13 protein-coding genes are annotated in these 24,869 nt (G+C 72.0%); 3 read left to right on the top strand and 10 right to left on the bottom strand.

All coding sequences use genetic code 11. The features are described from left to right. Window positions 1-7,464, bottom strand: a 7,464-nt coding sequence (locus AOM06_RS14770) for a DUF6531 domain-containing protein (protein WP_156163665.1), incomplete at its 3' end; no start/stop codon positions are given. A 221-nt stretch (window positions 7,465-7,685) separates the two neighbouring features. Then, entirely contained in the window at window positions 7,686-8,612 is a 927-nt protein-coding gene (gene nudC / locus AOM06_RS09610) for an NAD(+) diphosphatase (protein WP_062305205.1), read from the bottom strand. Window positions 8,613-8,900: 288 nt separating this feature from the next. Here nudC and AOM06_RS09605 point away from each other — a divergent pair, with 288 nt between their 5' ends. After that, window positions 8,901-9,833, top strand: a complete 933-nt coding sequence (locus AOM06_RS09605) for a phosphotransferase (protein WP_062305203.1) — start codon at window positions 8,901-8,903, stop codon at window positions 9,831-9,833. 3 nt (window positions 9,834-9,836) lie between these two features. On the opposite strand, the gene AOM06_RS09600 is transcribed toward AOM06_RS09605, so the two are convergent. The 3 genes from AOM06_RS09600 to AOM06_RS09590 are packed head-to-tail and all read right to left on the bottom strand — an operon-like array spanning window position 9,837 to window position 17,199. Then, entirely contained in the window at window positions 9,837-13,094 is a 3,258-nt protein-coding gene (locus tag AOM06_RS09600) for an ATP-dependent helicase (RefSeq protein ID WP_082105478.1), read from the bottom strand. Further along, window positions 13,091-16,258, bottom strand: coding sequence for an ATP-dependent DNA helicase (locus AOM06_RS09595; RefSeq protein WP_062305200.1), 3,168 nt, complete (start codon window positions 16,256-16,258; stop codon window positions 13,091-13,093). Before AOM06_RS09595 ends, AOM06_RS09600 begins: the two co-directional genes overlap by 4 nt. 35 nt (window positions 16,259-16,293) lie before the next feature. Then, on the bottom strand, window positions 16,294-17,199 hold the full coding sequence (locus AOM06_RS09590; protein WP_062305199.1) for a DUF3152 domain-containing protein: 906 nt from the start codon (window positions 17,197-17,199) through the stop codon (window positions 16,294-16,296). 50 nt (window positions 17,200-17,249) lie between these two features. On the opposite strand from AOM06_RS09590, the gene AOM06_RS09585 reads away from it, so the two are divergent. Next, window positions 17,250-17,468, top strand: a complete 219-nt coding sequence (locus AOM06_RS09585; protein ID WP_062305197.1) for a DUF3107 domain-containing protein — start codon at window positions 17,250-17,252, stop codon at window positions 17,466-17,468. A 234-nt stretch (window positions 17,469-17,702) separates the two neighbouring features. Continuing rightward, window positions 17,703-19,307, top strand: a complete 1,605-nt coding sequence (locus AOM06_RS09580) for a glycoside hydrolase family 53 protein (protein ID WP_228372919.1) — start codon at window positions 17,703-17,705, stop codon at window positions 19,305-19,307. 48 nt (window positions 19,308-19,355) lie between these two features. On the opposite strand, the gene AOM06_RS09575 is transcribed toward AOM06_RS09580, so the two are convergent. From AOM06_RS09575 to AOM06_RS09555, 5 genes are all read right to left on the bottom strand, one after another. Continuing rightward, window positions 19,356-20,426: an ABC transporter permease gene (locus tag AOM06_RS09575; RefSeq protein WP_439644736.1), complete on the bottom strand. Its 1,071-nt coding sequence runs from the start codon at window positions 20,424-20,426 to the stop codon at window positions 19,356-19,358. Window position 20,427: 1 nt separating this feature from the next. Then, on the bottom strand, window positions 20,428-21,411 hold the full coding sequence (locus AOM06_RS09570; protein ID WP_062305192.1) for an ABC transporter permease: 984 nt from the start codon (window positions 21,409-21,411) through the stop codon (window positions 20,428-20,430). A 1-nt stretch (window position 21,412) separates the two neighbouring features. Further along, window positions 21,413-22,222 (bottom strand): ABC transporter ATP-binding protein, encoded by an 810-nt coding sequence (locus tag AOM06_RS09565; RefSeq protein WP_062305190.1) that lies wholly within the window; start codon window positions 22,220-22,222, stop codon window positions 21,413-21,415. Further along, the gene (locus AOM06_RS09560; RefSeq protein ID WP_062305187.1) at window positions 22,219-23,073 is read right to left on the bottom strand and encodes an ABC transporter ATP-binding protein; all 855 of its coding nucleotides are present in this window, start codon (window positions 23,071-23,073) and stop codon (window positions 22,219-22,221) included. The genes AOM06_RS09565 and AOM06_RS09560 overlap by 4 nt, the downstream gene beginning before the upstream one ends. A gap of 81 nt (window positions 23,074-23,154) precedes the next feature. After that, a complete protein-coding gene (locus AOM06_RS09555) occupies window positions 23,155-24,846 on the bottom strand; it encodes an ABC transporter substrate-binding protein (protein ID WP_062305185.1) in 1,692 nt (563 codons plus the stop codon). Between the last annotated feature and the right edge of the window lie 23 nt (window positions 24,847-24,869).

The raw sequence follows: 24,869 nt of genomic DNA, 5'->3' as shown, positions 1-24,869 counted from the left end.
CGCGGTCCGCGTCACGCCGCCGTCGGGGTCGGTCACCTTGACCGCACGGTTCAGGCCATCGAACACGGTGGTCAGCGTGAAGCCGCGCGCGTTGGTCACCGACGTCTGGTTGCCCGCCGCGTCGAAGCCGTACGCCGTGACCGCACCCTCGGGCGAGGTCTCGGAGGTGAGGCGCGACAGCGCGTCGTACGCGTACGCCGTCGTGTGGCCCAGCGCGTCCGTGATCGCCGTGACCGCGCCCATCGCGTCGTAGGCGTAGGCCGTCACCGCGCCGGTCGCGTCCGTCACCGCCGTCGGCCTGTTCAGCAGGTCGTACGACGTCTCGGTACGTCCGTCCAGCGGGTCCACCTCGGCCGTGACGTTGCCGAGCGCGTCGTACTCGGTGGCCCACTCCTCGCCCGCCTCGTCCACGCGCAGCGTGGTGCGGCCGAGCTTGTCCACGGTCAGCACAGTGGCGTCGCCGCGCTGGTTCACCGACCTGACGAGCGCGCCCGCCGCGTCGTAGGTGAACGCCTCCGACGTGCCATCGGGGTAGGTCACCCCGGTGACCCGGCCCATCAGGTCGTACGTGTAGGCCGTGGCGCGGCCCATCTGGTCGGTGGTCTCAACGACCTGATCGGCGTCGTCGTAGGCCGTGCGGGAGACCCCGCCCAGCGCATCGGTCACGGTGATCGCGCGGTCCAGAGCGTCGTACGCGATCGCCGTGCGGGCACCCTCGGCATCGACCGTCGCGGTGACGTTGCCCACGGCGTCGTACTCGGTGCGGGTCACGCCGCCCTCGGCGTCGGTGACCGTGACGGCCCGGTTGAGCGCGTCGTACCGGGTCGCGGTCGCGTGACCGTTCTGGTCGATCGCGGTGATGACGTTGCCGTTCGCGTCGTACGTCGCCTTCGCGACCCCACCCTCCGCGTCGGTGGTCTTCACGATGCGCCCCATGGCGTCGCGCTTCACCGCGGTGACGTTGCCGCGGGCGTCCGTGGCCTTCACCACGTCGCCGCGTGCATCGAGCGTGTACTCGGTCCGTCCGCCCTCGGCGTCGACCGTGGCCACGATGCGCGAAGCGAGGTCGTACTCCGTCGCCGTCACGCCGCCACGGGCGTCCGTCACCGACACGACGTTGCCCACCGCGTCATACGCCGTCACCGTCTTCTGACCCAGCTGGTCCGTCACCGAGGTCACCCGACCGAGCTTGTCGACCGTGTTCTTGACCTTGTTGCCGCGCTGGTCGGTGGTGGTGAGCAGCGCACCGGCGGCGTCGTACGTGAACGCTTCGGTGGTGCCGTCCGGGTAGGTCACCTCGGTGACCTGGCCCATCAGGTCGTAGGCGTAGGCCGTCGCCCGGCCGAGCTCGTCGGTGGTCTTCGTCACCTGTCCCGCCGCGTCGTAGGCCGTGCGGGAGACCCCGCCCGCCGCATCGGTCGCCGTGACCGGGCGATCGAGCTTGTCGAAGCCCGTCGCCGTGCGATGCCCATCCGCGTCCACCGTCGCCGTGACATTGCCCACCGCGTCGTACTCGGTGCGCGTCACGCCGCCGGCGGCGTCGGTGACCGTGACGGCCCGGTTGAGCGCGTCGTACGTGGTCGAGGTCGCGTTGCCGCGGCCGTCGACCGCCTTCACCAAGTTGCCGTTCTTGTCGTACGCAGAGCTCAGCGTCGAGCCGTCGGCCTGAGTCACCTTCACCGCACGGCCCATCGCGTCGTACTCGATGCCGGTCACGGCACCCTCCGGGTCGGTAGAGGACACCACGAGGCCACGCGAGTCGAGCACATACTCGGTGCGCCCACCCTCGGCGTCGACGGTGGCGACGATGCGCGAGGCGAGGTCGTACTCCGTCGCCGTCACGCCACCGCGGGCATCCGTCACCGAGATGACGTTGCCCACCGCGTCGTAGGCGGTGACCGTCTTCTGCCCCAGCTGGTCCGTGGTGGTCACCACCCGGCCGAGCTTGTCGACGGTGTTCTTGACCGTGTTGCCGCGCTGGTCCTTGCTGGTGAGCAGCGCACCGGCGGCATCGTACGCGAACGCCTCGGACGTGCCGTCGGGGTAGGTCACCTCGGTGACCTGGCCCATCGCGTCGTAGGCGTACTCCGTGACGCGACCGAGCACGTCCGTGGTCGCAGTCACCTGTCCTGCGGCGTCGTAGGCCGTGCGGGAGACCCCGCCTGCCGCATCGGTCACCGTCACCGGGCGGTCGAGCGTGTCGAAGGACGTCGTGGTCTTGTGGCCGTTGGCGTCCACGACCGCGGTGACGTTGCCCACCGCGTCGTAGGTGGTGGCGGTGACGCCGCCCAGCGCATCGGTCACGGACACCGCGCGGTCGAGCGCGTCGTAGGCCGTGCTGGTCGCGTTGCCGCGGCCGTCGACCGCCTTCACCAAGTTGCCGTTCTTGTCGTACGAGTACGTCAGCGTCGCGCCATCGGCCTGCGTCACCTTCACCGCGCGACCCATCGCGTCGTACTCGACAGCGGTGGAGGCGCCCGAGGGGTCCGTGGAGGACACCACGAGGCCGCGGGCGTCGAGCGTGTACTCGGTCCGTCCGCCCTCGGCGTCGACGGTGGCGACGATGCGCGAGGCGAGGTCGTACTCCGTCGCCGTCACGCCGCCGCGGGCGTCGGTCACCGCGGTGATGTTGCCCGCCGCGTCGTAGGCAGTGACCGTCTTCTGGCCCAGCTGGTCGGTGGTCGAGGTGACGCGGCCCAGCTTGTCGAGGGTGTTCTTCACCGTGTTGCCGCGCTGGTCCGTGGCGGTGAGCACCTCGCCCGTCGCGGCGTACGTGAACGCCTCGGTGGTGCCGTCGGGATAGGTGACCTCGACCACGCGCCCGCGGGCGTCGTACTCGTAGGCCGTCTCGCGGCCGAGCACATTAGTCGACGCCACCGTCTGTCCGGCAGCGTCGTACTCGAGGCGCGCGATACCGCCGTCCGCATCGGTCACCTTGACGGCGCGCGACAGCGCGTCGTACGACGTCCTGGTCTTGTGCCCGTTCGCGTCCACGACCGCGGTGACGTTGCCCACCTTGTCGTAGGTGGTGGCGGTGACGCCGCCCAGCGCATCGGTCACCGACACGGCTCGCCCGAGCGAGTCGTACTCGGTGACGGTGACGTTCCCGCGCGCATCGGTCGCCTCGGTCACACGGCCCGCGCCGTCGTAGGAGTGCTTCAGCACCGAGCCGTCGGCCTGAGTCACCTTCACCGCACGACCCATCGAGTCGTAGCGGGTCTCGGTGGTCGCGCCGGACGGATCCGTGACGGCCACCGCCAGGCCGCGACCGTCGAGCGAGTAGTCCGTGCGGCCGTCCTCGGGGTCCACGGTCGCGACCAGGCGCGAGGCCGAGTCGTAGACGTAGCGCGTGGTCGCGCCGCGCGGATCGGTCTCGCGCACGCGGTTGCCGCGGGAGTCGTAGGTGTAGACCGTCTGGTAGCCCGCCGCGTCGGTCATCGACGCGAGCAGGCCACGGCCGTCGTACTCGTACGTGGTCGCGTAGCCGCGCTCGTCGACCTCGCGCGTGAGGCGGCCCTCGCCGTCGTACTCCGCGGCGAGCGTGTCGCCGCCAGGCAGCGTGGTGCCGGTGAGGTTGCCCACCTCGTCGTAGGTGAAGCGCGTGACGCGCCCCAGCTCGTCGACGCTGCGCACCAGGCGGCTCGCCGCGTCGTAGGCCTGCGTGGCGACGCCGCCGAGGGCGTCGGTGGTGCGCACCGCGTTGCCCAGGCGGTCGTACTCGGTCTCGGTGCGGTTGCCCTTCGCGTCGACCGTCGCGGTGATGTTCCCCATCGCGTCGTACTCGGTGCGGGTGATGCCGCCCTCGGAGTCGGACAGGGAGACCAGGCGCCCGAGGAGGTCGTATGCGTACGTGGTGGTCGCGCCGGCGGCGTCCGTGGTCGACGTGACGTTGCCCGCCGCATCGTGCACATACGTCACCGTGGTGCCGTCCGGGTTGGACTGCGCAGTGAGGCGCCCCATGACGTCGTAGGCGTAGCCGGTGACCTTGCCCTCACCGTCGACGCGCGAGGTCACCACGTCGCCGGCGGCGTACGCCGTCTTCTCGGTGATGCCCTCCTCGTCGGTGGTCGAGGTCACGCGGTCGAGCGCGTCGTACTCCGCCGTCGCACGGCCGCCCGCGGGGTCCACGGTCGCGACGGCGTTGCCCGCCGCGTCGTACTCCGTCGCCCAGTCCTTGCCCGCCGCGTCGGTGCGCTCGGTCCGGTTGCCGAGCGCATCGTAGGTGTACGTCTCCTTGGAGCCGTCGCGAGCGGTCCGAGAGGTCTGACGGTGCTCGGTGTCGTAGGTGAACCTCTCGGACGTGCCGTCCGGGTAGTCGACGCGCGTCACCTGGAGGTTCGGGTTGTAGGTGTAGCGCGTCACCTCGCCGAGCTGGTCCGTCTCGGTCAGCACCGAGCCGTTGAGGTCGTAGGTCGAGGTGACCGTGCCGCCCTTGGCGTCCGTGGTCTTGACCAGGTTGTCCGCCGCGTCCCACGCGAAGGTGGTGGTCGCATCGTTCGCGTCCGTGGTGGACGTGACTCGGTTCGCAAGGTCGTAGGTCGAGGCGGTCACGCCGCCCTCGGCGTCGACGATGCGGGCGACGTTGCCGCGCGCATCGTACGAGTAGGCGGTCACGGCGCCGCGCGCATCGGTGTGCGTGAGCATGTCGCCGTGCGAGTCGAAGGTCGCGTACGTCACCGTGCCATCGGGCAGGTGCGTCTCGATCGCCCGGCCGTCCTCGTTGAGCACGTACTCGGTGGTCGCGACCGGCTGGTCGGGGTCCGGCGACGGCTCCGAGATGCGCGTGAGGTCACCCTTCGCGTTGTACTCGTACGTGGTGGTCTGACCCGCCGCGTCGGTGGTGGTGAGCACCTGACCCATGTCGTCGTAGGTCGAGCTGGTCGAGCGGTCCGCGGCGTCGGTGGACGATGCGGGGTTGCGGTTGTCGTCGTAGCCCGTCACCGTGACGCCGCCCAGGGCGTCGGTGGACTCCACCGCCTGACCCTGGTCGTTGTGCTTCACGGTGGAGACGTTGCCGAGCGAGTCCGTGACGGTGGTGGTGCCGTCGTCGTATGCGAAGGTGCGGGTGCTGCCCACGCCGTCGACCTGGCCGACCACGCGGTCCTCGTCGTCGTATGTGTTGGTCACCTCGACCACGCCGTCCGCGCCGGTCACGGTGACCAGGCGGCCGTCGTCGTCGTAGCCGAAGGTGCGCGTGCGGTCCGCGCCGTCGGTGATGGAGGCGAGGTGGTCGCCGTCGTAGGTCAGCTCCCAGCGGCGGCCGTCGGGGTGCACGAACGCGGTGATGCGACCCGCGTCGGTGGTCTCGACGGTCACCTTCTGGCCGACCTCATCGGTGATGGACTGCAGGCGCGCGAAGGTGGCACCGTCGTCGTCCGCCACGGTGCGGTCGCCGTACGCGAAGGAGTACGTGTTGCCCTGGCGGTCCGCCATCGCGACGAGCGTGCCGTAGCCCGTGTCCTCGTCGATCGCGTAGTCCTGCGTGGTGCCCATCATGGTGGTGAGGCGCACGCCGCCGTCAATACGCGTGAGCGTCGACCTCGCGCCCGAGGCCGCCGTGTAGTCGTCGCCGTCCTTCTCGAAGAAAGCGGCGGACCCGTCGGCGCGCGTGACCAGCACCGAGTCGTTGGAGTACTGCTGCGCCCAGCTCGAGTAGGCGAAGTTCCAGCCCTGGCCCAGCGGGGTCACGCGGGAGTCCGCGCCGTTGTACGTCGCGGTGAGGTCGATCTCCTGGTCACCCACGCCCGTGAGCGTGAAGAGCTCCTCCTCGAGCGCCATCGAGCCGGTCGAGAGGCTCACCGGGTCGCCGCCGTAGACCTGGTCCTGCGTCAGACCGAACATGGCGAACAGGTCGAGCATGTCCTGCGTCGGCGCCGACGGGAGGACGATGGCCGGCTCGCCGGAGCCGTCGCCTGTCGGCGGCAGCGCGTCCTCCGCACTGTAGATCACCACACCGTCGAACCAGACGTTTCCGTCCCATCCGAACTCCGGGTCGACCGCGTAGCGCACGTACGACTCGTTCTTCGAGCTGTCGGAGAACACGCTGACTCCGGTGCCGGTCCACTGGTCAGGAATGTCATAGCTGTACGCGGACGGCGCGAGCAGCCTCGCCGCGTCGCTGCCAGCGAAGGTCCCGAGCGCCACGTAGCGCTGCAGCGCGGCGTTGGAGAAGCTGCTGAAGTCCGCATCGCTGTAGGACCAGGACGCGCGCACGTCGAGGGACACTCGCTCGGAATCGTCGTAGTGGGTCTCGGTCACGTCGATTGAGACGGTGATCAGCGTGCCGTCGACGGTCACCAGCTGCCAGTCCTGGACGCCGGATTCCTGGCTCGTCGGAAGCACGCTCGCGAGCGCGTCCGCGTCCACCAGCGACTTGCGGGCGAAGCCGCCGGTCGGACCACCGGTGGCCGCTGCGGCACAGGTACCCGCATCGTCGCCGAGGCGCGTCAACACGGCCTTGGCCAGCGCGAGCGCATACAGATCAGGGCGACGCTCCATGACCACCTGGTCGTAGACGTTGTCGAGCTCGCCGAGGTCGACGCGCGCGTAGGCGCCGTCGACGTCGAGCGCGCCGGCCCACTCGGCGACCACGCCGTCGCGGCCGGTGTGAGCCGCGAGCTCGTCGATCACCGCGGAGGCCAGCGCCGCATCGTCCGAATCCACGCTCGGGCCGCCGTCACCCTGCGGGCCGTGCGGCAGACCCGTGGTGGAACCGGCGCCGAGGGTAAGGGCGACGTCCGCTTCGCGCGACTCGAGCATCAGGGCGCGCAGCTCCGCGGAGACGCTCGCGTCGGTGCCGGGAAGGATCTCGACCTCGGCCGCGCAGACCGACTCGAGATACGCGGCGGTCTGCTCCGCGACGTCGACCGTGAGGTCCCGCTCCGAGACCCGCTCGCCGTCCCAGATCGCGAGGGCCGCGTCGCTGTCGACATCGAGGACCACGCGCGGGAGGCCGCTCTCGGACTCCTCGACCGCCACGAACGTGCCGGTCTCGGTGGCCTCGGCGCGAAGCACGCCGGCGGCTGCGTCCCAGGCGCTCGGAAGCTCGACCCACTCGTCGCCGTCGAGCTGCAGCACGCGCAGCGCGGAGGTGTCGGCGTCGCCCAGCTCGGCGGCGTCGAACGCGAGCGCGATGCCGGGCTGCTCGACCTCCAGCGCCGAGTCGACACCCTCGCCGGTGTAGGCGAGCTGGGGATCGAAGGCGGTGACCGCCTCACCTGCGCGGGTCTCCACTGCGAGGACGACGGGCGCGCTGACGGCATCCGCGGGAGCCTCGACATCCGTGCGCGCGAGGCTCGCCGCGGCGCCCTCGAGCGACCGCTCGGAAGGCCACAACGTGGCGGTGACGCCTGCACCCACCACGGCGAAGGAGGAGCCCGGAACCATGCTCGGAGCAGGCTCCGTCGCCGATGCCGGCGAGACCGCCGTCACCGTCAGCACGCATCCCAGCGCAGCAGTCAGCACAGACGTCAACGTCTTCACGGAGCCCCCTCAGCAGGTCGATCGCTCCGTGAACCCTGGCGGAGGCAGCACCGCCGGTCAAGAGGTCAGGCTCGCCTTATCTGCACCGATACCAGGGGTTACCCTGTCATTTGTCCGTATGCAGCCCGTTTGCCCCGGTGCGAACCGGACAGGCATGTGATGCATCTCACACGCACGTCGGGGATGGCGCCTAGCGGCCGCGGTCACACATCGACGGTCGCGTCCGGCCGGGGCTCCGGGAGCACCCCGCCGAACCAGTCCTCGAGCATGCGCCGCGCGACCGAGCCCTTGGGCGCGAGGATCACCTCGCCGGTCCTGACCAGCTCGGCGAGCTCCTCGCGGGTCACGAACCGCGCCTCCGAGACCTCGTCCATGTCGAGGTCGAGAGCCTCGGGGTCCTCGGTGACCGCGCGGAACGCGACCATCACCGAGGCCGGAAAGGGCCACGGCTGCGAGCCCAGGTACTCGACGCTGCTGAGCGCGAGGCTCGACTCCTCCGCGACCTCGCGGTGGACGGCCTGCTCGAAGGTCTCCCCCGGCTCGACGTATCCGGCGAGGTGCGAGAAGCGCTTGGGCGACCACGCCGCCGCGTGGGCGATGAGGAGGCGGTCGACGGGATCCGTGATAGCGACGATGATCGCGGGGTCGGTGCGCGGGTAGTGCTCGCGCTCGTCGTTGTCGCAGCGGCGCACCCAGCCGCCGCTCGTGGGAACGGTGGGCTCGCCGCACAGCGCGCATCGCGGGTGGCTCGCATGCCAGTTCGCGATCGCCACCGCGGTGGACGCGAGCTCGTGGTCGCGCTCGCCCTCGGCGCCGCGATCCCAGAACCCCGCGAGCAGGTCGCGCAGCCCGCGCATCCGCTCTCCCCCGATCCCGTCGGGGTCCGCACCGAAGCCCGGATCCTCGGGCACGAGCGCCACGAGGTCGCGATCGCCGTCGCGTCCCAGGTAGATGCGCAGGCTCGCGGACGGCTGCGCGTCCGGCGCGAGCTCCACCAGGCGGCCGTCCGCGGTGAGCACCCGGCCGTCCCTCACCACGATCGCGTCGCAGGACTCGAGGTCGGTGGACTCGCGGCGCTCGGCGGCGCGGTCGATGCGGCTGGGAAGGTCGAGCGGCCAGGGGTTCCTCACCCGGTCACCGTACTGCGCGACCCGGCGGCAGATGCCCCATGGGAAGCACGCGGCGGACGAAACCGACCACTGATGCCCCATTCCGCAGGCATGCGTGCAGAAACCAGGGTCCTCGCGGCGCTGCGCACCATGGGGCACCGGTGGTCGGTTTCCGCGGGCCCGTGCACTTCATGGGGCACCGGTGGTCGCCTCCACCCTCGACCGGTCAACCGGGCAGGCGAGGCATCGTCCCTGGCCCGCGCGGCGTGGAGCGTGGCGCGCGACCCGAGTTGGCTCTACCGTGAGCCTGTGCCACGTTCACCGCTCGCGCTTGCCGCCCTGGCGTCCGTCGCCGTGCCCGGGCTCGACGTGTACGACGTGCTGCGCAGCCCCCACACCGACGCCGACTTCGAGGTGGTGGTGGTCAAGGACGCGACGGGACGCCGGTGGATCGTCCGCGCGCCCAAGCGTGCCGCCGCAGGAGCCGCGCTCGAGGCCGAGAAGGGCCTGCTCGGCGCCCTCACACGCGCCAAGGAGGCCGGCATCGTCACGTTCGACGTGCCGCATCCCGCCGGCGCCGCCGAGCTGGGCACCGACGAGGGCCGCGCGATCGTCTACACCGAGGTGCCCGGAGCACCGCTCATGCTCGCAGCGCTCCAGCCCGGACCGGGGCTCGCCGCCGCGGTAGGCCAGGCGCTCGCCGAGATCCACGAGCTGCCCATCGCCGTGGTCGAGGATCAGGGCCTGCCCGCCTACACAGCCGAGGAGTACCGCGAGCGGCGCCTCACGGAGCTCGACGCCGGGATCCAGACCGGCAAGATCCCTCCGCGTCTCGCGGACCGCTGGGAGCGCCAGCTCGAGAACGTCGCCTGGTGGCGCTTCGACCCGACCGTGGTGCACGGCGACATGGGCGAGCACCAGGTGTTCGTCGCGGACGGCACCGTCGTCGGGGTCGTCGACTGGATGGACGCGCGCGTCGCGGACCCCGCCGACGACCTCGCGTGGCTAGTCGCCTCCGCGCCCGACGATGTGCTCGACTCCGTGGTCGAGGCCTACCACGCGCGCCGACGCGAGCTGCGCGATCCTCATCTGCTCGACCGCGCACGCCTGGCCTCCGAGATGGCGCTCATGCGGTGGCTCATGTACGGCGTGCGCACCGACAACGCGGACATCGTGTCCGACGGCGAGGGCATGCTCACCGACCTCGAGGCGATGCTCTTCGACGAGGCCGAGGAGGCCTGAGCCTCACGGCGCGAGCAGCGCCTCGATCTCGGCGCGTGTGAGCAGCCGCGCGGGCCTCACGGTCGCGTCGTCGCGCACGTAGTGGAATGCCGCATCGACCTCCTCGAGGGGCACCCCGGTCCACTCCGACCATGCGAGGCGGTAGACGGCGAGCTGCACCTCGCGCGCCGCGCGCTCGTCCGGGTCGCGTGGCGCCGAGCCGGACTTCCAGTCCACCACCGTGACGCGATCCAGCCCCGCGCCCGCCGGGAAGACCGCGTCGATGCGCGAGCGGATGGTCACGCCCGCGACCGGGACCTCGACGTCGACCTCGATGTGGCTCGGGACGCGCGATGCCCACTCCGAGCGCGCGAAGGACTGCGTGAGCGCCTCGATGTCGGACTCGTCCTCGCCCGGCCCCAGGTCCTCGAGCCCGAGCAGCGGCACGTGCCCGTACTGCGCCTCGATCCAGGCGTGCAGCAGGCTTCCGCGCCGGGCCGCGGGCGTCGGCTCCGCCGGAAGCGGGCGCCGCAGCTGCGCCGTGAACGCCTCGCGATCACGCCGCAGCGCCACGAGCGCCGACGTGGACAGGTGCGCGGGCAGCGCGACGTCGCCGACGCCCCGCTCGCGATCGCGCCGCTCCTCGAGCATCGCCGCGATCTCCCGACCGAGCGGCAGGTGGTCCCAGCCGTCCTCGGTGGAACCGGTCCCGTCCCGCATGTCCAGCGCCTCGCGCACCTCCGCCGCGAGCGCCCGGCGCGCGAGCTGCGCGGGCGTGGGCGCGGGCGGCCAGTCGGCGCGCACCGGCTCGACCTCCACGGCGGTGCCGTCCTCGGGACGCGGCTCCCAGCCCTCATCCGAGAGCATGCCGAGCTCGACCAGCTCGCGCAGGTAGCACGAGGGCGTCCGCACGGTCACGCCGCCCGCGCGCCAGGACGCCGACAGCAGCACGTGCGAACGGGCGCGCGTGACCGCCACGTAGAACAGCCGTCGCTCCTCCGCGATGCGGTGCTGCCCGCAGTCGCGCTCGAACTCCTCGATGCTCTCGCCCAGCCCGCCGTGGTCGGCCGCCCCGCGCCAGTCCCAGTGCGGCAGGTCCTGGCGGTCCAGCCGCAGCTCATAGGGCAGCTCGACGCCCTTGCCGCGCCAGCCCGCGTCCGAGCAGTACGGGCGGCGCGATGACGGCTCCCCGACCGACGGGAAGTGCCCATCGACCAGCCCCGGCACCGCGACCACATCCCACTCGAGCCCCTTGGCCGCGTGGACCGTCAGCACCTGCACGGCATCGGGCTCGGGTTCCTTGACCGGCAGCTCGAGCCCACCCTCCTCGCTGCGCGCCGCCTCGAGCCACGCGAGGAACGCGCCGAGCGTCGCCCGCTCGGCGCCCGCCGCGAACTGCCGCGCGGCGTCGACGAACGCATCGACGTTGCGCGCCGCGCGACCGTCGGGGCGCGCGACGGCAGCCTCGATGTCGAGCCCCCACGCACGTTCCGCCGCGAGGATCAGCTCCGGGAGGGAGAGGTAGGTACGGGTGCGCACCGCGGTGACGGCGCGCTGGAGGCGGACGATGCGCGCATGGGCGGCGTCGGACAGCGCACGGCCGTCGCGCGAGCGCCAACCCGCGACGGGCGGGGTGGCCAGAGCGTCGACCAGGCTCGGCTCGGAGTCGCGGGCCTCGCGCGGGCCGGCGAGCTCGCGCGACCAGTCGTGGAGCGCCGCAAGGTCGCGCACGCCCAGCGCCACGCGCTCGGAGGTGAGCAGCCGCATCGCGGAGTCGCCGCGGGAGGGATCGTGCGCGATCTCGAGCAGCGCGACCAGGTCGGACACCTCGGGGGTGTCGACCAGCCCGCCGAGCCCGACCACCTCGTAGTCGACGCCCGCGCGCACGAGCGCCTCGACCATCGGCGCGAACTGCGCGCGGCGGCGGCACAGGATCGCGCCGGACGGGCGCGCGACCCCCTCGCGTCTCAGGTCCGCGCGCCGCTCCTCGAGCCACGCGACCGTCGCATCGGCCTCCCCGACCTGGTCCGCGGCGACCAGGCTGTGCACGCCCGCGGTGCGCCGGCGCGGCTCGGGCTGGCCCAGGTAGACGCCCTTGGACCGCAGCGGCAGCACGGGCACGCGCGAGGCCTCGCGCAGCGGGGTGGCGGCGGCGTTGGCGACGTCGAGCACCGCGCCCTCGTTGCGCCACGAGACGGACAGGCTCCTCTCCGCGACCTCGCGACCATGCGCGAACTCCTCCACGAACATCGGCAGCGCGCTCTCCGAGGCTCCGCGGAAGCCGTAGATCGCCTGGTTCGGGTCGCCCACCGCCATGACGTGGTGATCGGCGCCGAACAGCCGCGCGAACAGCCGCAGCTGCCCCGGCGAGGTGTCCTGGAACTCGTCCAGCAGGATCGCGCGGTAGCGACCGCGCTCGATCGCCTGGACCGCCTCGAGCCGCGAGAGCTCTGCGGCGAACGCGACCTGGTCCGCGAAGTCGAGCTGCGAGGCCTCACGCTTGCGCCGCTGGAACTCCTCCACGAGCTCGGCGACCGCGGCGAGGGTGCGGAGCTTCGCGATCCGCTTGGCGTGCTCGTTGGCGCTTCCCGTGCGCGTGGTGAGCGGGCCGGGTGCGCGGTCGCCCGCGTTCTTGGGCAGCTCCTCGAGCGCGACCTGCGCCTCGCGCGCCCACCCACGGAGCGCGGCGGGCGTGACGTCGTGGTCCCTCAGCTGGCCCGCGAGCCGCGTGATCGAGGTGGTCACGGTGCTCACGGCCGCGTCGGTGTCGAGCGGCCCGGTCCACGTGCCCACCACGTCCGAGGCGAGCTGCCACAGCGCCGCCGCCGTCAGCGTGGTGGCATCCGGGTCGATGCCCAGCCGAAGGCCGTGCTCGGCGACCAGCTGCGCCGAGTACGCGTTGTACGTCGAGACGGAGGCGGGCGGGCGTGACGGATCGTGTCCGAACGCCGCGGTGATGCGGCTCTCCGCGCGCTCCGCGATCTCCGCGGCGGCCTTGCGGGTGAAGGTCAGGCACAGGATCTCGTCGGGCGAGATCGCCGTGCCGAACAGCTCCTCCGCGTGATCCAGCAGGTAGACGATGCGCAGCGACAGCGTCTCGGTCTTGCCCGAGCCGGCGCCTGCGACCACGAGCATCGGCGCGAGGCCCGCCCCGATGACCTCCTCCTGCTCCTCGGTGGGAGGCAACCCCGTCACCAGCTCGACGAGCGCGCGCGCCTCGCGCCGCTCGCCCCGCACCAGGCCCTCCTCGAGACCGTTCGCGGTGGGTTCCACGTCGCTCATCCGTCCGTCACCTGCCGTCCGCTCGGCCACGCAGGGCAGGATCGCCGCACCGGGCATGAGGCGCAGCGGTCGTTGGTCACCGCCTCGAACGTCGCCTTCGCCATCGTGTCGACCGCGGTCGCGAGCCGCGTGCGCTCCTTGTCGACGTCGATAGGCGCCTGATCGCGCTCGCTCGCCCCGACCGTCGCGCCGCCCACGAACACGAGCGAGGCGCCGTCCGCCGCCTCGACGCCCGCGAAGCCGCCGTGCTCAGCCGCGAGCTGGTACATCGCGAGCTGCGCGTGGTCCTCCGCCGCCTTCTTGGACACCGCGGTGCCGGTCTTGAGGTCGACGATGCGCGCGCGGCCCTCGCTCACCTCGACGCGGTCGGCGCTGCCCGCCACCACCGCGCGTCCGATCTGCACGGAGAACGGCTGCTCGACGCGGACGTCCCCGGCGCGAACTCCGGCCACGTAGCCCGCGAGCCTCCGGATCATCGCGTCGGCGCGCTCCTTGAGCACGCGGTCGGGCCATGTCTCCGTTCCCGCGATCTGCGGCCAGCGCTCCTCGAGCGCGGCCGCCAGCTCACGATGCGTGCCCGCCGGGAGCTCCGCCGCGACCTCGTGCACCAGGGTACCCAGGCTCTGCTTCTCGCTCGACGCTGCGGTGCCGCCCGTGATCTCGAGCGCCCACCGCAGCGGGCACGTCTCGAGGGCTTCGAGCCGCGACGGGGACACGCGCACCGGGTCGTCGTCCTCCCACATCCCGGCATCCGAAGACGGCGTGGGGACACCATGCCACTCGTCCGGGTCGGCGCCCGCGACGCCGAGCGTGGCCAGCCGCGCGAGCATCTCCACATGGCCTTCGCGCGCGGGTCCGACGGCGGCCTCGGCGGTCGCCCGCACCGACGCCACCGCGGAGCGCAGGTCCGTCACGCGCGGCGTCGCGTCGGCGCGCTCCGCGGTGACCTCCGCCGCATCGGCCGCCCATTCGAGGTAGCGCGACGGGCGCTCGTCCTCGCCGTCCACGCACGTGAGCACGAGGCGACGGCGCGCGCGGGACACGGCGACCGTGAACGCGCGGGTCTCGTCGTCGATCACGGCTCGCCTGGCCGCGCGGGCCCAGGCCGCCCGCGCGCGCGGCTCGAGGGGGACCGCCTCGGCCCGACCCGCGAGGATCTCCGCGAGCTGCTGCGCGCCGAGCACGGCGTCGCGCAGGCGTGTGTCGGGCCATGAGCCCTCCTCGAGGCCCGCGACCACCGCGACATCCCACTCGCGTCCGGCGGCCGAGGCGGGCGTGCAGAACGACACCACGTCCCCCGCGCGCGCCCGCGCCCCGAGCGTGTCCGGAGCGAAGTCCTGGCCCTCCAGGTGGTCGACGAAGGAGTCCACGGAGGCGGACGGCATCCTCTCGACGTAGAGCGTGGCCGCGCGCATCAGCGCGATCACGGCGTCGAGGTCCGCATCGTCGCGGGCGGACCCGGCGAGCGCCGCCGCGCGCCACTCGTCCGCCACCCCGAGCGCATCCCAGACCGCCCACAGGACGGTGGCCGGGGTCCCGTCGACGGCCGCCGCTGCGCCGGCGACGAGCGCCCGCGACGCCCGCTCCGCGAGACGCGCCTCGGGGGTCGCGATGCTCGCCCACCGCTCCGGCGCCGCGATCGCCTCGACGAGCAGCTCGCTCGACGGCCTCGCGCCACCGCCGCGCCGCTCCTCCTTGATGAGGGCCCGCCGCAGGCGCCGCATCGCGACCGGGTCGATGCCCACGATCCTCGAGCCGAGCAGCTCGGCCACCTCGGCCTCGTCCCACTCGTGGTCCTCGCCGCGCGCCCGCTCGGCCGCACGCCGCACGAGCGTCAGCAGGGGCGCGACCGCGGGCTCCAGGTGCAACGCAGTGCCGTCGCCGAGCGTCTCGCACGGGATGTCCGCGGCCGCGAGGTCGGCGCGGATCTCGCGCAGCCGCGCGGACGACCGCGCGATCACCACCATCTCCCCCCACGGCACCTGGGCCCCGGCGAGCGCCTCGTCCAGCCCATGGCGCGCACGCCGCAGCGCCTGCGCGATCGCGCGCGAGTGCGCGTGCCGATGCGCCGCCAGCAGGATGTCGACGCCGCCGCCCGCGGGCGCGGGCGCCGCTCCGCGCGCGGAGCCCACGCCGGAGGTGCCGATGCGGCTCACCGCCGCGGCCGTGACGGCCGCGAGCGCGCCGGACTGACGATGCCCTGGTCCCAGCCGGAGCAGCGACGCCCCGAAGCCGTCGGGCAAGGTCGCATTCGCGAGCGCCGCGGGGATCGCACCGCGGTACCCCTGGACGGCCTGGTCCGCGTTCCCCAGCATCACCAGCCGGGCGCCACCGTCCGCGAGCGCCCGCAGGAGCTCGACCCCGGCCGCGGTGAGATCCTGCGCATCGTCCACGATCACGAACTCCCACGAGGGCCGCTCCCCCGGCACGTCCCAGGTCCGCAGCACATGCGCGGCCTGCGCGACCACCACCGCGGGGTCGAAGCGCGCGCCCTGATCGGGCGTGATGGCGCGCCAGCCCAGGATCGAGTCGTACTCCTCCATCACCTGCGCGGCGGCGCGCCACTCGGGACGTCCCGCGCGGTCCCCGAGCTCGGCGAGCGCCGCCGGGGTGAGGCCCGCCTCGCTCGCGCGCATGAGCAGGTCGCGCAGCTCCGCCCGGAAGCCCGCGAGAACCGTGGCCTCCGCGGGCAGCGCCCCGCCCCAGTCGGGGACGCGGCCCAGCCCGGCCCGGTGCCCCTCGAGCAGCTCGCGCAGGATCTGGTCCTGCTCGGCGCCCGTGACGAGCACCGGCGGCGGCTCCTCGAGCGCCACGGCCTGCGCCGTGAGGATCGCGTGCGCGGCGGACGCCGCGGTGCGCACCACGGGCGCGCCCACCGGACGGTCGAAGGCGAGCGAGAGCCTGTCTCGCAGTCGCGCCGCCCCCGCGCGCGTCGCGGACAGGACCAGCACACGCGACGTGTCGAGGCCGCGCTCGACCGCCTCGAGCGCGATCGCGCCCGCGACCCGGGTGGTCCCGGAGCCCGGGCCCCCGACCACCACGAGGTGGCCCGCCGCACCAGGCGTACGCGGCGCGAGCGCGGCCTCGACCGCCGCGCGCTGGGCATCGTCGAGCGCGGGCAGCGCCGCGGGCGGCGGCGTGGGGAGCAGGCGCAGCGTGGTCACGCGTGCATCACATCACCCAGGTCGGACATCGTCGGTCAGGAGGCCCCGGCATCGGGGTACGGCCACGCGTTGACCTTGCACTGCTGGCGCAGGCGGGACTGGTCGACCATCACGTCGGCGAGGCCCGACTCGCACGTGGCGTCCTGGGCGCCGAGCACGTGGCCCACGCCGTGGTTGAGCAGATACTCGCGCGCCACGGTGCGCTTCTCACCGAAGCGCGTGAGCCCGGCCGTCCAGTCGTAGATCGACACGGGCACGATGCCGTCGGTCGCGCATGAGGTGCCGGCCTCGCCGTCCGTCGGCGCGGGGCTCGGCGTCGCCCCGTCGCCGACGACGGTCGCGGCGGCGTGCGGATCGGGGCAGCGGAGCGCGATCGCGTACGGGCTCGCGAGCACCACGCGCACGTCCGCGGCGCCCTCGGTGAGCACGAACTGCATGCGACCCGCCGAGCCCCACCCGCGCGGGTCGTTGAGGGTCGTCATGACGAAGTCCACGAACGCCGGCTCGTCGACGGTGATCCCGTCCTCGACGTCGATCCGGACGTAGCGCGTGGGCACCGGGTCGGCCGACGCGGAGGCGTCGCCCGAGGCGGACGCCGAAGCCGTCGAGCCGTCCGCGCCCAGCGCGGCGGTGAACGTGCCCTCGCCGCGCTCGACCACCTCGGTGGTCACCACGCCGGCCAGCGCATCGTCCTCGTCGAGGGCGCGCGTGATGGGCTCGAGCGCCGCGAGCGACACGGACGGCTCGGGCGTGGGCGTGGACGATGCGGAGACGCTCGGCTCGGGCTCGCTCCACGCGCGGTACCAGTCCGGGACCTGGCCCGTCACCCAGCCGGCGCCGATGCCGAGCGCGAAGCACGCCAGGATGGTGACCAGGGTGATCCCGACGCTGGGAAGGTCGATTCCCCTGCCCGCGAACAGGCCCCCGGAGCTCCGACTCATCGCCCTAGGATAAGGGCGAACACCACCGACACCGAGCATTGGAGGCTGCCGTGGAGATCAGGATCGGCGTCCAGAACGTGTCCCGCGAGATCGCGATCGACACCGACATGACCACGGACGCGGTCACCAAGGCGGTCGCCGCCGCGGTCGCCGGAGGCACTCTGGACCTCACCGACGCGAAGGGCCGCCGTGTGATCGTGCCGGGCGCCTCGCTCGGCTACGTCGACATCGGCGAGGAGACCAAGCGTCGGGTCGGCTTCGAGGCGTAGCGCCCACCGACCCACGAGGGCCCGGGACCGGACGGTCCCGGGCCCTCGTCGTCTCCAGGGACGATGCGGCACCCCGACCTGCGACCGCTCTCAGCCCGTGCGCGACCCTTCGAGAGCCGCGGCCCGCACAGATCGGCGCCCGTTCCACTAGGCACGAGGGCGGAACCGGTGGTAGACCTGGGAGCGCGCACAGTCAACGAGGACCGTCGCGCGACCGCATCAAGGAGGATGCCCGTGTCACCCACCCCCTACCGGCGACGCCTTGTCGCCACGTTCCTCGCGCTCGCCCTCGCGGCCACGGCAGCGGGGGCCGCCGCATCGTCCGCCTCGGCGGCGGCAGGCTCGATCACCAACGGCGGCTTCGAGTCGGGCCTGTCCGGCTGGTCCGTCTCCGGCACCACCTCGGCCGCGAGCGTCGCCTCGGGCGGCTCCGCAGGCTCGTACCGGCTCAACCATTACCTCGCGAGCGCGGGGTCCGTGTCGACCTACCAGGCCGTCACCCTCACCGGCACCGGCTGGTGGACCTATTCGGCCAAGGTCCGCTCCGGCGGCGGGCTCGACACCACGCGCCTCCAGGTCACCGGCTGCGGCGCGACCGAGTACCGCACCGTCCCCGACACGAACAACGGCAACGGCTGGGTCCGCATCGCGGTGTCCTTCAACGCGACCAGCACCACATGCTGGGTGTCGCTCTACACGAACGGCGCGGCCGGCGCCTGGGCCCACATGGACGAGGCGACCCTGTCCCAGGGCAAGGTCTCGCGCACCATCCGCGGCGCGGACCTCAGCTCCGTCATGAAGAACGAGGCCTACGGCGGCCGCTACTACACCTCCACCGGCACCAAGATCGACCCGTTCCGGTCCTTCGGCGAGGCCGAGGCGAACCTCGCGCGCTTCAAGGTCTGGGTGAACCCCGCCGACGGCTACAACACCGCCTCCAAGGTGGTGACGGCGGCCAAGCGCGCGCAGGCCTACGGCATGAAGATCATGATCGACTTCCACTACTCCGACACGTGGGCCGATCCGGGCGCGCAGGGCGTCCCGAGCACATGGTCCGGCCAGAGCGTCTCCCAGATGACCACCTCGCTCGCGAGCCACACCACGTCGACCCTCACCGCGCTCAAGAACGCGGGCGTGACGGTGGACTACGTCCAGGTGGGCAACGAGATCAACCCCGGCATGCTGTGGCCGTACGGGCAGTCGTGGGACGTCAACACGTCGGACGGCGTCACGGGCGCCCAGTGGAACAACCTCGCCGGCTTCCTCACCGCGGGCTCCAACGCCGCCAAGGCCGTGTTCCCGTCGACCAAGGTGATCCTGCACCTCACCGACATCGGCTCCGGCGTCTCGGGGCTCACCTGGTGGCTCGACCCGATGACGTCGCGGTCGGTGCCCTACGACATCATCGGGCTGTCCTACTACGGCTACTGGCACGGCGGCCTGGGCAACCTCCAGGAGGTCATCACCGGGCTGTCCTCGACCTACAACAAGGACGTCATGGTGGTCGAGACCGCGTACCCGTGGACCCTGTCCGACGACACGCCGACGTTCCAGAACGTCATCGACACGTCCGCCGAGCTGGTGACGGGCTACCCCGCGACCACCGCCGGGCAGGCCGCATGGGTGCGCGCGGTGCAGGACGTGGTCGCGGGCGCGCCGGGCGGTCGAGGCCTGGGCGTCGTCTACTGGGAGCCGGCGTGGACCGCGGTCTCGGGCAGCGGCTGGGACCCCACGGACGCGAGCTCGGGTAACGCGTGGGAGAACCAGGCGTTCTTCGACTTCAACAGCCGCCAGATCCCCGCGGCCTTCGCGACCTTCGCGAAGGACAGCTCCGACTGACGGTGGACGATGCGGGGGCCGGGGAGGCGCCTCGGCCCCCGCATCGCGTCACGGACGGGCAGCACCCTCCCCGTCCGCCCCGGCGGACGATGCGCGGCCCGTGCCCGCCGCATCGTCCCCGTCCTTGTCGGCGAGTCGCACGGCGGTCACGCCGCTCGCCGTCGACAGGCCCTTCTTCCGCATCGCGCGGGCTCGCTCGCCCGCCGAGCGCAGGCGCGGGTTGACGTACTCGTCGATCCCGAAGTTCACCAGCGACAGCGCGGTGCCCAGGATCGCGATGCACAGGCCCGCCGGCACGTACCACCACCAGAAGTCGGGGAACGCGCCGTTCTGCTGGGCCCAGAACAGGATGGTGCCCCAGTTGAGGTTGGTGATGGGGATGACGCCGATGAAGGCGAGCGTGGTGAGCCCGAGCACCGCCGCGGTGACCGTCCCGACGAAGCTCGAGGCGATGATCGCCGTGAGGTTGGGAAGCATCTCGACCGCGATGATGCGCCACAGCCGCTCGCCGTTGGCCTTCGCGGCCTGCACGAAGTCGCGGTTGCGCAGCGACATGGTCTGCGCGCGAAGCACGCGCGCGCCCCACGCCCAGCCGGTGACCGCGATCACCGCGGAGATGAGCACGATGCTCGGGTCGTCGTACTGCGACGCGACGATGATGATGAGCGGCAGGCCCGGGATCACCAGGAACACGTTGGTGAGCGCGGACAGCGACTCGGACCGCCAGCCGGAGAGATAGCCGGCCGCGACGCCGATCACCACGGCGGTGAACGTCGCGAGCACGCCCGCGACCAGGCCCACCACGAGCACGCCGCGCGTGCCGTAGATGATCTGGCTGAAGACGTCCTCGCCCAGGTGGGTGGTGCCCAGCCAGTGCTGCGCGGACGGCGGCTGCTTGAGCGCCGAGAAGTCCTTCTCGAGCGGGCCGTACGGGGCGATGAGGTCGCCCAGGATCGCGACGAGCGCGAACAGCCCCAGGATCACCAGCCCGGTGATCGACTTCGGGTTGCGGAACATCGCGAAGGACGTGCCGAGCCGGCGCAGCGCGAAGGGCCGCTGGGGCTCCGTGGCACGGGCCTCCGAGGTCTCGGAGGTGGTGGGCATGGTCGACAGCGACATCTCAGGACTCCATCATCCGGGTGCGCGGGTCGAGCATCGCGTGCGCGACGTCCGCGAGGATGTTCGCGACCAGGACCGCGAGCGTGATGACCAGGAACAGGCCCTGCATGAGCGGCCAGTCCTTGGCGTTGGTGGCGTCGAGCAGCAGCTTGCCCACGCCGGGGTACGAGAACACGAGCTCCATCACGAGCGTGCCGCCCACGATGAAGCCGAGCGCGAGCGCGAAGCTCGACAGCTGCGGCAGCACCGCGTTGCGGGCCGCGTAGCGGGTCATCACCCGCTGCGGCGCGAGGCCCTTGGCCTCCGCCACCGTGACGTAGTCCTCGTCGAGCACCGTGATCATCATGTTGCGCATGCCCAGCACCCAGCCGCCGAGCGAGGCGAACACGATGGTGAGCGCCGGCAGCGTGCCGTGCGCGATCACCTGCCCGATGAAGTCCCACGACCACTCGGGCGACGAGCCCTTGTCGTAGGCGTGCGAGGCGGGGAACCAGCCCAGGCCGGTCGAGAAGACCGCGATGACGATGAGCCCCATCCAGAAGTACGGCACCGTCGAGAAGAACGTGGCGAACGGGACCACGTAGTCGGCGCGCGATCCGCGGCGCCAGCCGATGAAGGCGCCCACGCCGGTGCCGATCACGAAGCTGAGGATGGTCGCGACGCCCACGAGCCCGAGCGTCCACGGGAGCGCGGAGGCGATCACCTCCGTCACCGGCGCGAGGCCCTTGGAGAAGGATCTCCCGAGGTCGCCGCTGAACAGGAGCCTCCAGTAGTCGAGGTACTGCTGGAGGAGCGAGGCGTCCGAGTCGAGCCCGAACAGGGTCCGCAGCGAGTCGATCGCCTCGGGGTTGAACTCGCTCTGGTGCTTCTGCAGGTACGCGGTGATGGGGTCGCCCTTCATCATGCGCGGCAGGAAGAAGTTGATGGTGATCGCGGCCCAGGCGGTGAAGGCGTAGAACGCGAGGCGGCGCAGCAGGAATCGCACGTCAGCTCCTCGTGACGGCGCGGCCGGAGGGGTCCGCGAAGTGCTTGTCGGGGTCGGGCGAGGCGCCGCGCAGCGCACGGGTGTACTCATGCTGCGCGCGCAGGATCACGTCGTCCGCCGGTCCGCGCTCCACCACCACGCCGTGGTGCAGCACCATGATCTCGTCGGAGAAGTGGCGCGCCGTCGCGAGGTCATGCGTGATGTAGAGGACGCCCAGGTTGGACTCGCGCTGGAGGTCGGCGAGCAGGTTGAGCACGCCCAGCCGGATCGACACGTCGAGCATCGACACCGGCTCGTCCGCGATGAGCAGCTCCGGGCGCGAGGCGAGCGCGCGGGCGATCGCGACGCGCTGGCGCTGGCCGCCCGAGAGCTCGTGGGGCCGGCGGTCGATGGTCGCGTCGGGGTCGAGCCGGACGCGGGTCAGCAGCGCGCGGACCTCGTCCTCCACCTGGTCCGCCGGGACCACCTTGTCGAGCCTGAGCGGCCGCTCGAGGTGGTGACGGATGGTGTGGTACGGGTTCAGCGACGCGAAGGGATCCTGGAAGACCATGCGCACGCGCTGGCGGTAGCGGCGCAGGCCGGGACCGCGATGCGGGATGGGCTCGCCGTCGAGCAGCACCTCGCCGGAGGTGGCGCGCTCGAGCTGCGTGAGGATCTTGGCGATGGTCGACTTGCCCGAGCCCGACTGGCCCACGAGCGCGATGGTCTGACCCGACGTGAGGCTGAAGCTCACGTCGTCGAGCGCGAGCATGTCGCCGGAGCCGCGCACGCGGTACCGCTTGGTGACGTTCCTGAAGTCGAGCGTGGTCACAGCGCCGCCTCCTGGGACTCCGAGCCGCGGATGAAGTCGCCGCGCTCGCCCGTGAGGCTCGGGAAGGAGCTGAGCAGCTTCCGCGTGTACTCGTGCTGCGCGTCGGAGTAGATGTCGAGCGCGCTCGCGAGCTCCACGATCACGCCGTCCTTCATCACGGCGATGCGGTCGGAGATCTCGAGCAGCAGCGGGAGGTCGTGGGTGATGAAGATGACGGAGAAGCCCAGCTTGCTGCGCAGGTCCGAGATCTGCTCGAGGATCTCGCGCTGCACCAGCACGTCGAGCGCCGTGGTCGGCTCGTCCATGATCATGAGCTGCGGCCGCAGCGCCATGGCCATCGCGATCATCACGCGCTGACGCATGCCGCCGGACAGCTCGTGCGGGTAGCTGCGCATCCGCTCGCGACCCACGCCGACCAGGTCCAGCAACCCCGCGCACTCCTCGCGCCGCTCGGCGCGGCCCATCGAGGGACGATGCGTGAGGAACACGTCCTCGAGCTGGCGGCCGATGCTCGCGACGGGGTTGAGGGCGTTCATCGCGCCCTGGAACACCATCGACACCTTGTCCCAGCGGAAGGCGCGCATCGCGTCGGCGTCGAGCGCGTTGATGTCGATGTCCTCGCCGGACTCGTCGTGGAGGACCGCTCGCCCCGAGGTGATGACGGCCGGCGGCTTGAGCAGTCGCTGGATGCCGTACGCGAGGGTGGTCTTGCCGCAGCCGGACTCCCCCGCGAGCCCGAGGATCTCGCCGCGCCGGAGCGCGAGCGAGACATGGCGGACCGCCTCCACGGGCGGGTCGACGTCGTAGACGACGCTGAAGTCGTCGACGGTCAGAAGTGTCTCTGTGGTCACGGGATGCTTCCTGGATCGATGGACGGTGATGCGGCTCCGGCGGGGACGGGCGGGGATGCCCGCCCCCGCCGGAGGGGTGCGTCAGCTCGCGGGCTCGAGGCTCGTGAGGATCAGCACCGCGGAGGCGATCGTCGGGTTCGGGTCCGCGTACGGGTCCTCATCCGACGGCCAGCCCACGTAGTTGCGGGTGTTCCACTCGCCGATCGACGGACGCGTGCCGACCGGGATGGTCACCACCTCGTCGACGAAGATCCGCTCGATGGTGTCCATCGCGGCCTGGCGCGTCGCATCGTCCGCCGCCTTGGCGAAGTCGTCGAGCGCCTGCGTGACCTCGGCGCTGTCGAAGCGGCCGAAGTTGTTGTTCGCGGCCTCACCCATGGGCACCAGCCACTCCTGGCTCATCATCGACTTGTACATGTCGTACGGCGTCGCGCCGCCGTCGGTCCAGTGCAGGATCGCCTGGAAGTCGCCGACCGACTTGTCGTTCCACCACGTGTCGACGTCCGGGGTCTGGACGGTGGCCGTGACGCCGAGCGCCGCGACGGAGTCCGCGATGAGCGAGATGCCGGTGACGTAGTCGTTCCAGCCCTGGGGGACCTGCAGCTCGAACGCGACGTTCTCGCCGTCGGGGTCCACCAGCTGATCGCCGGACCACGTGTAGCCGGCGTCCTCGAGCACCGCGCGGGCGCCGTCGACGTCGACCGTGTAGGTCTGGCCCGCGTAGGCGGACGAGATGTAGGAGTCGCCGACGGGCGTGGGAAGGCCCGTCACCGACGTGAGCTCGGGGACGCCGCCCTCGCGCGCGATCTCCGCGTGCTTGGAGCGGTCGACCACCATGTTCACGGCCGTGCGGAACGCGACGTCGTCGAACGGCTTCTCCTGAAGGTTCATGTACATCGTGTCGATCGCCAGGCCCGGGGGCGCCCAGTAGATGTTGTGGTCCGCGTCCTTGTCGAGGTACGCGCTCTGGACGTTGGGGATGAACGCCTGGGCCCAGTCCGCGTCGCCGGTTGCGAGCGCGGTGGTGAGCGCCGTGTTGTCGTTGTAGGAGACGTAGTACAGCGTCGGCACCGCCAGGTCGCCGCCCCAGTAGTCGTCCCGCGCGGTGAGCTCCACCGACTGCGTCGAGAAGGTGCTCAGCACGTACGGGCCCGTGCCCACGGGGTCGAGGTTGTCGGCCGTGGCGGGATCGTCCACCGTCTCCCAGACATGCTTGGGGACGATGTACTTGTGCAGCACCTTGTCCTGCTTGACGAACATCGGGGTGTCGAACGTCAGCGTGACGGTGTCGCCGTCCTGCGTGACGCCGTTGAGCCCGAGCGCCGCGGTGTCGAGCTCGGGGTGGTCGAGGAACATCTGGTACGAGTACGCGATGTCGTCGGCGGTGAACGGCTCGCCGTCGTTCCAGGTCACCCCGTCGCGGGCCGTCACGGTCACCGAGGTGCCGTCCTCCGACCACGTGACGTCGGACGCGAGCCACGGCTTGACCTCGGCGGTCGGGTCGATGGTGTTGACGAACGCGAGCGGCTCGAGGATCGCGTTGATGTAGCCGAGCTTGAGACCCGACGAGTCGCCGACCCACGGGTTGTTCGACTCGGTCGCGATGGCGCCGTCGGGCTTCGCGATGGTGAGCGGCGCGCCGGCCTGCGGCGTCGAGCCGCCACCGTCGCCCGTCTCCGAGGGGTCGTCGCTGGTGCCCCCGCCCGCACAGGCGGCGAGCGCGAGGGTGGTGGCCACGGACATGGCCACGAGGGAGGACTTCCTCATCCTCATGTTGTTCTCCTTCGTTGCGGCGG

It is taken from the genome of Demequina subtropica (assembly GCF_000971235.1).
Lineage (GTDB): Bacteria > Actinomycetota > Actinomycetes > Actinomycetales > Demequinaceae > Demequina > Demequina subtropica.
Note: the sequence above shows the minus strand (reverse complement) of the source record. Positions and strands in the feature narration are given on the sequence as shown.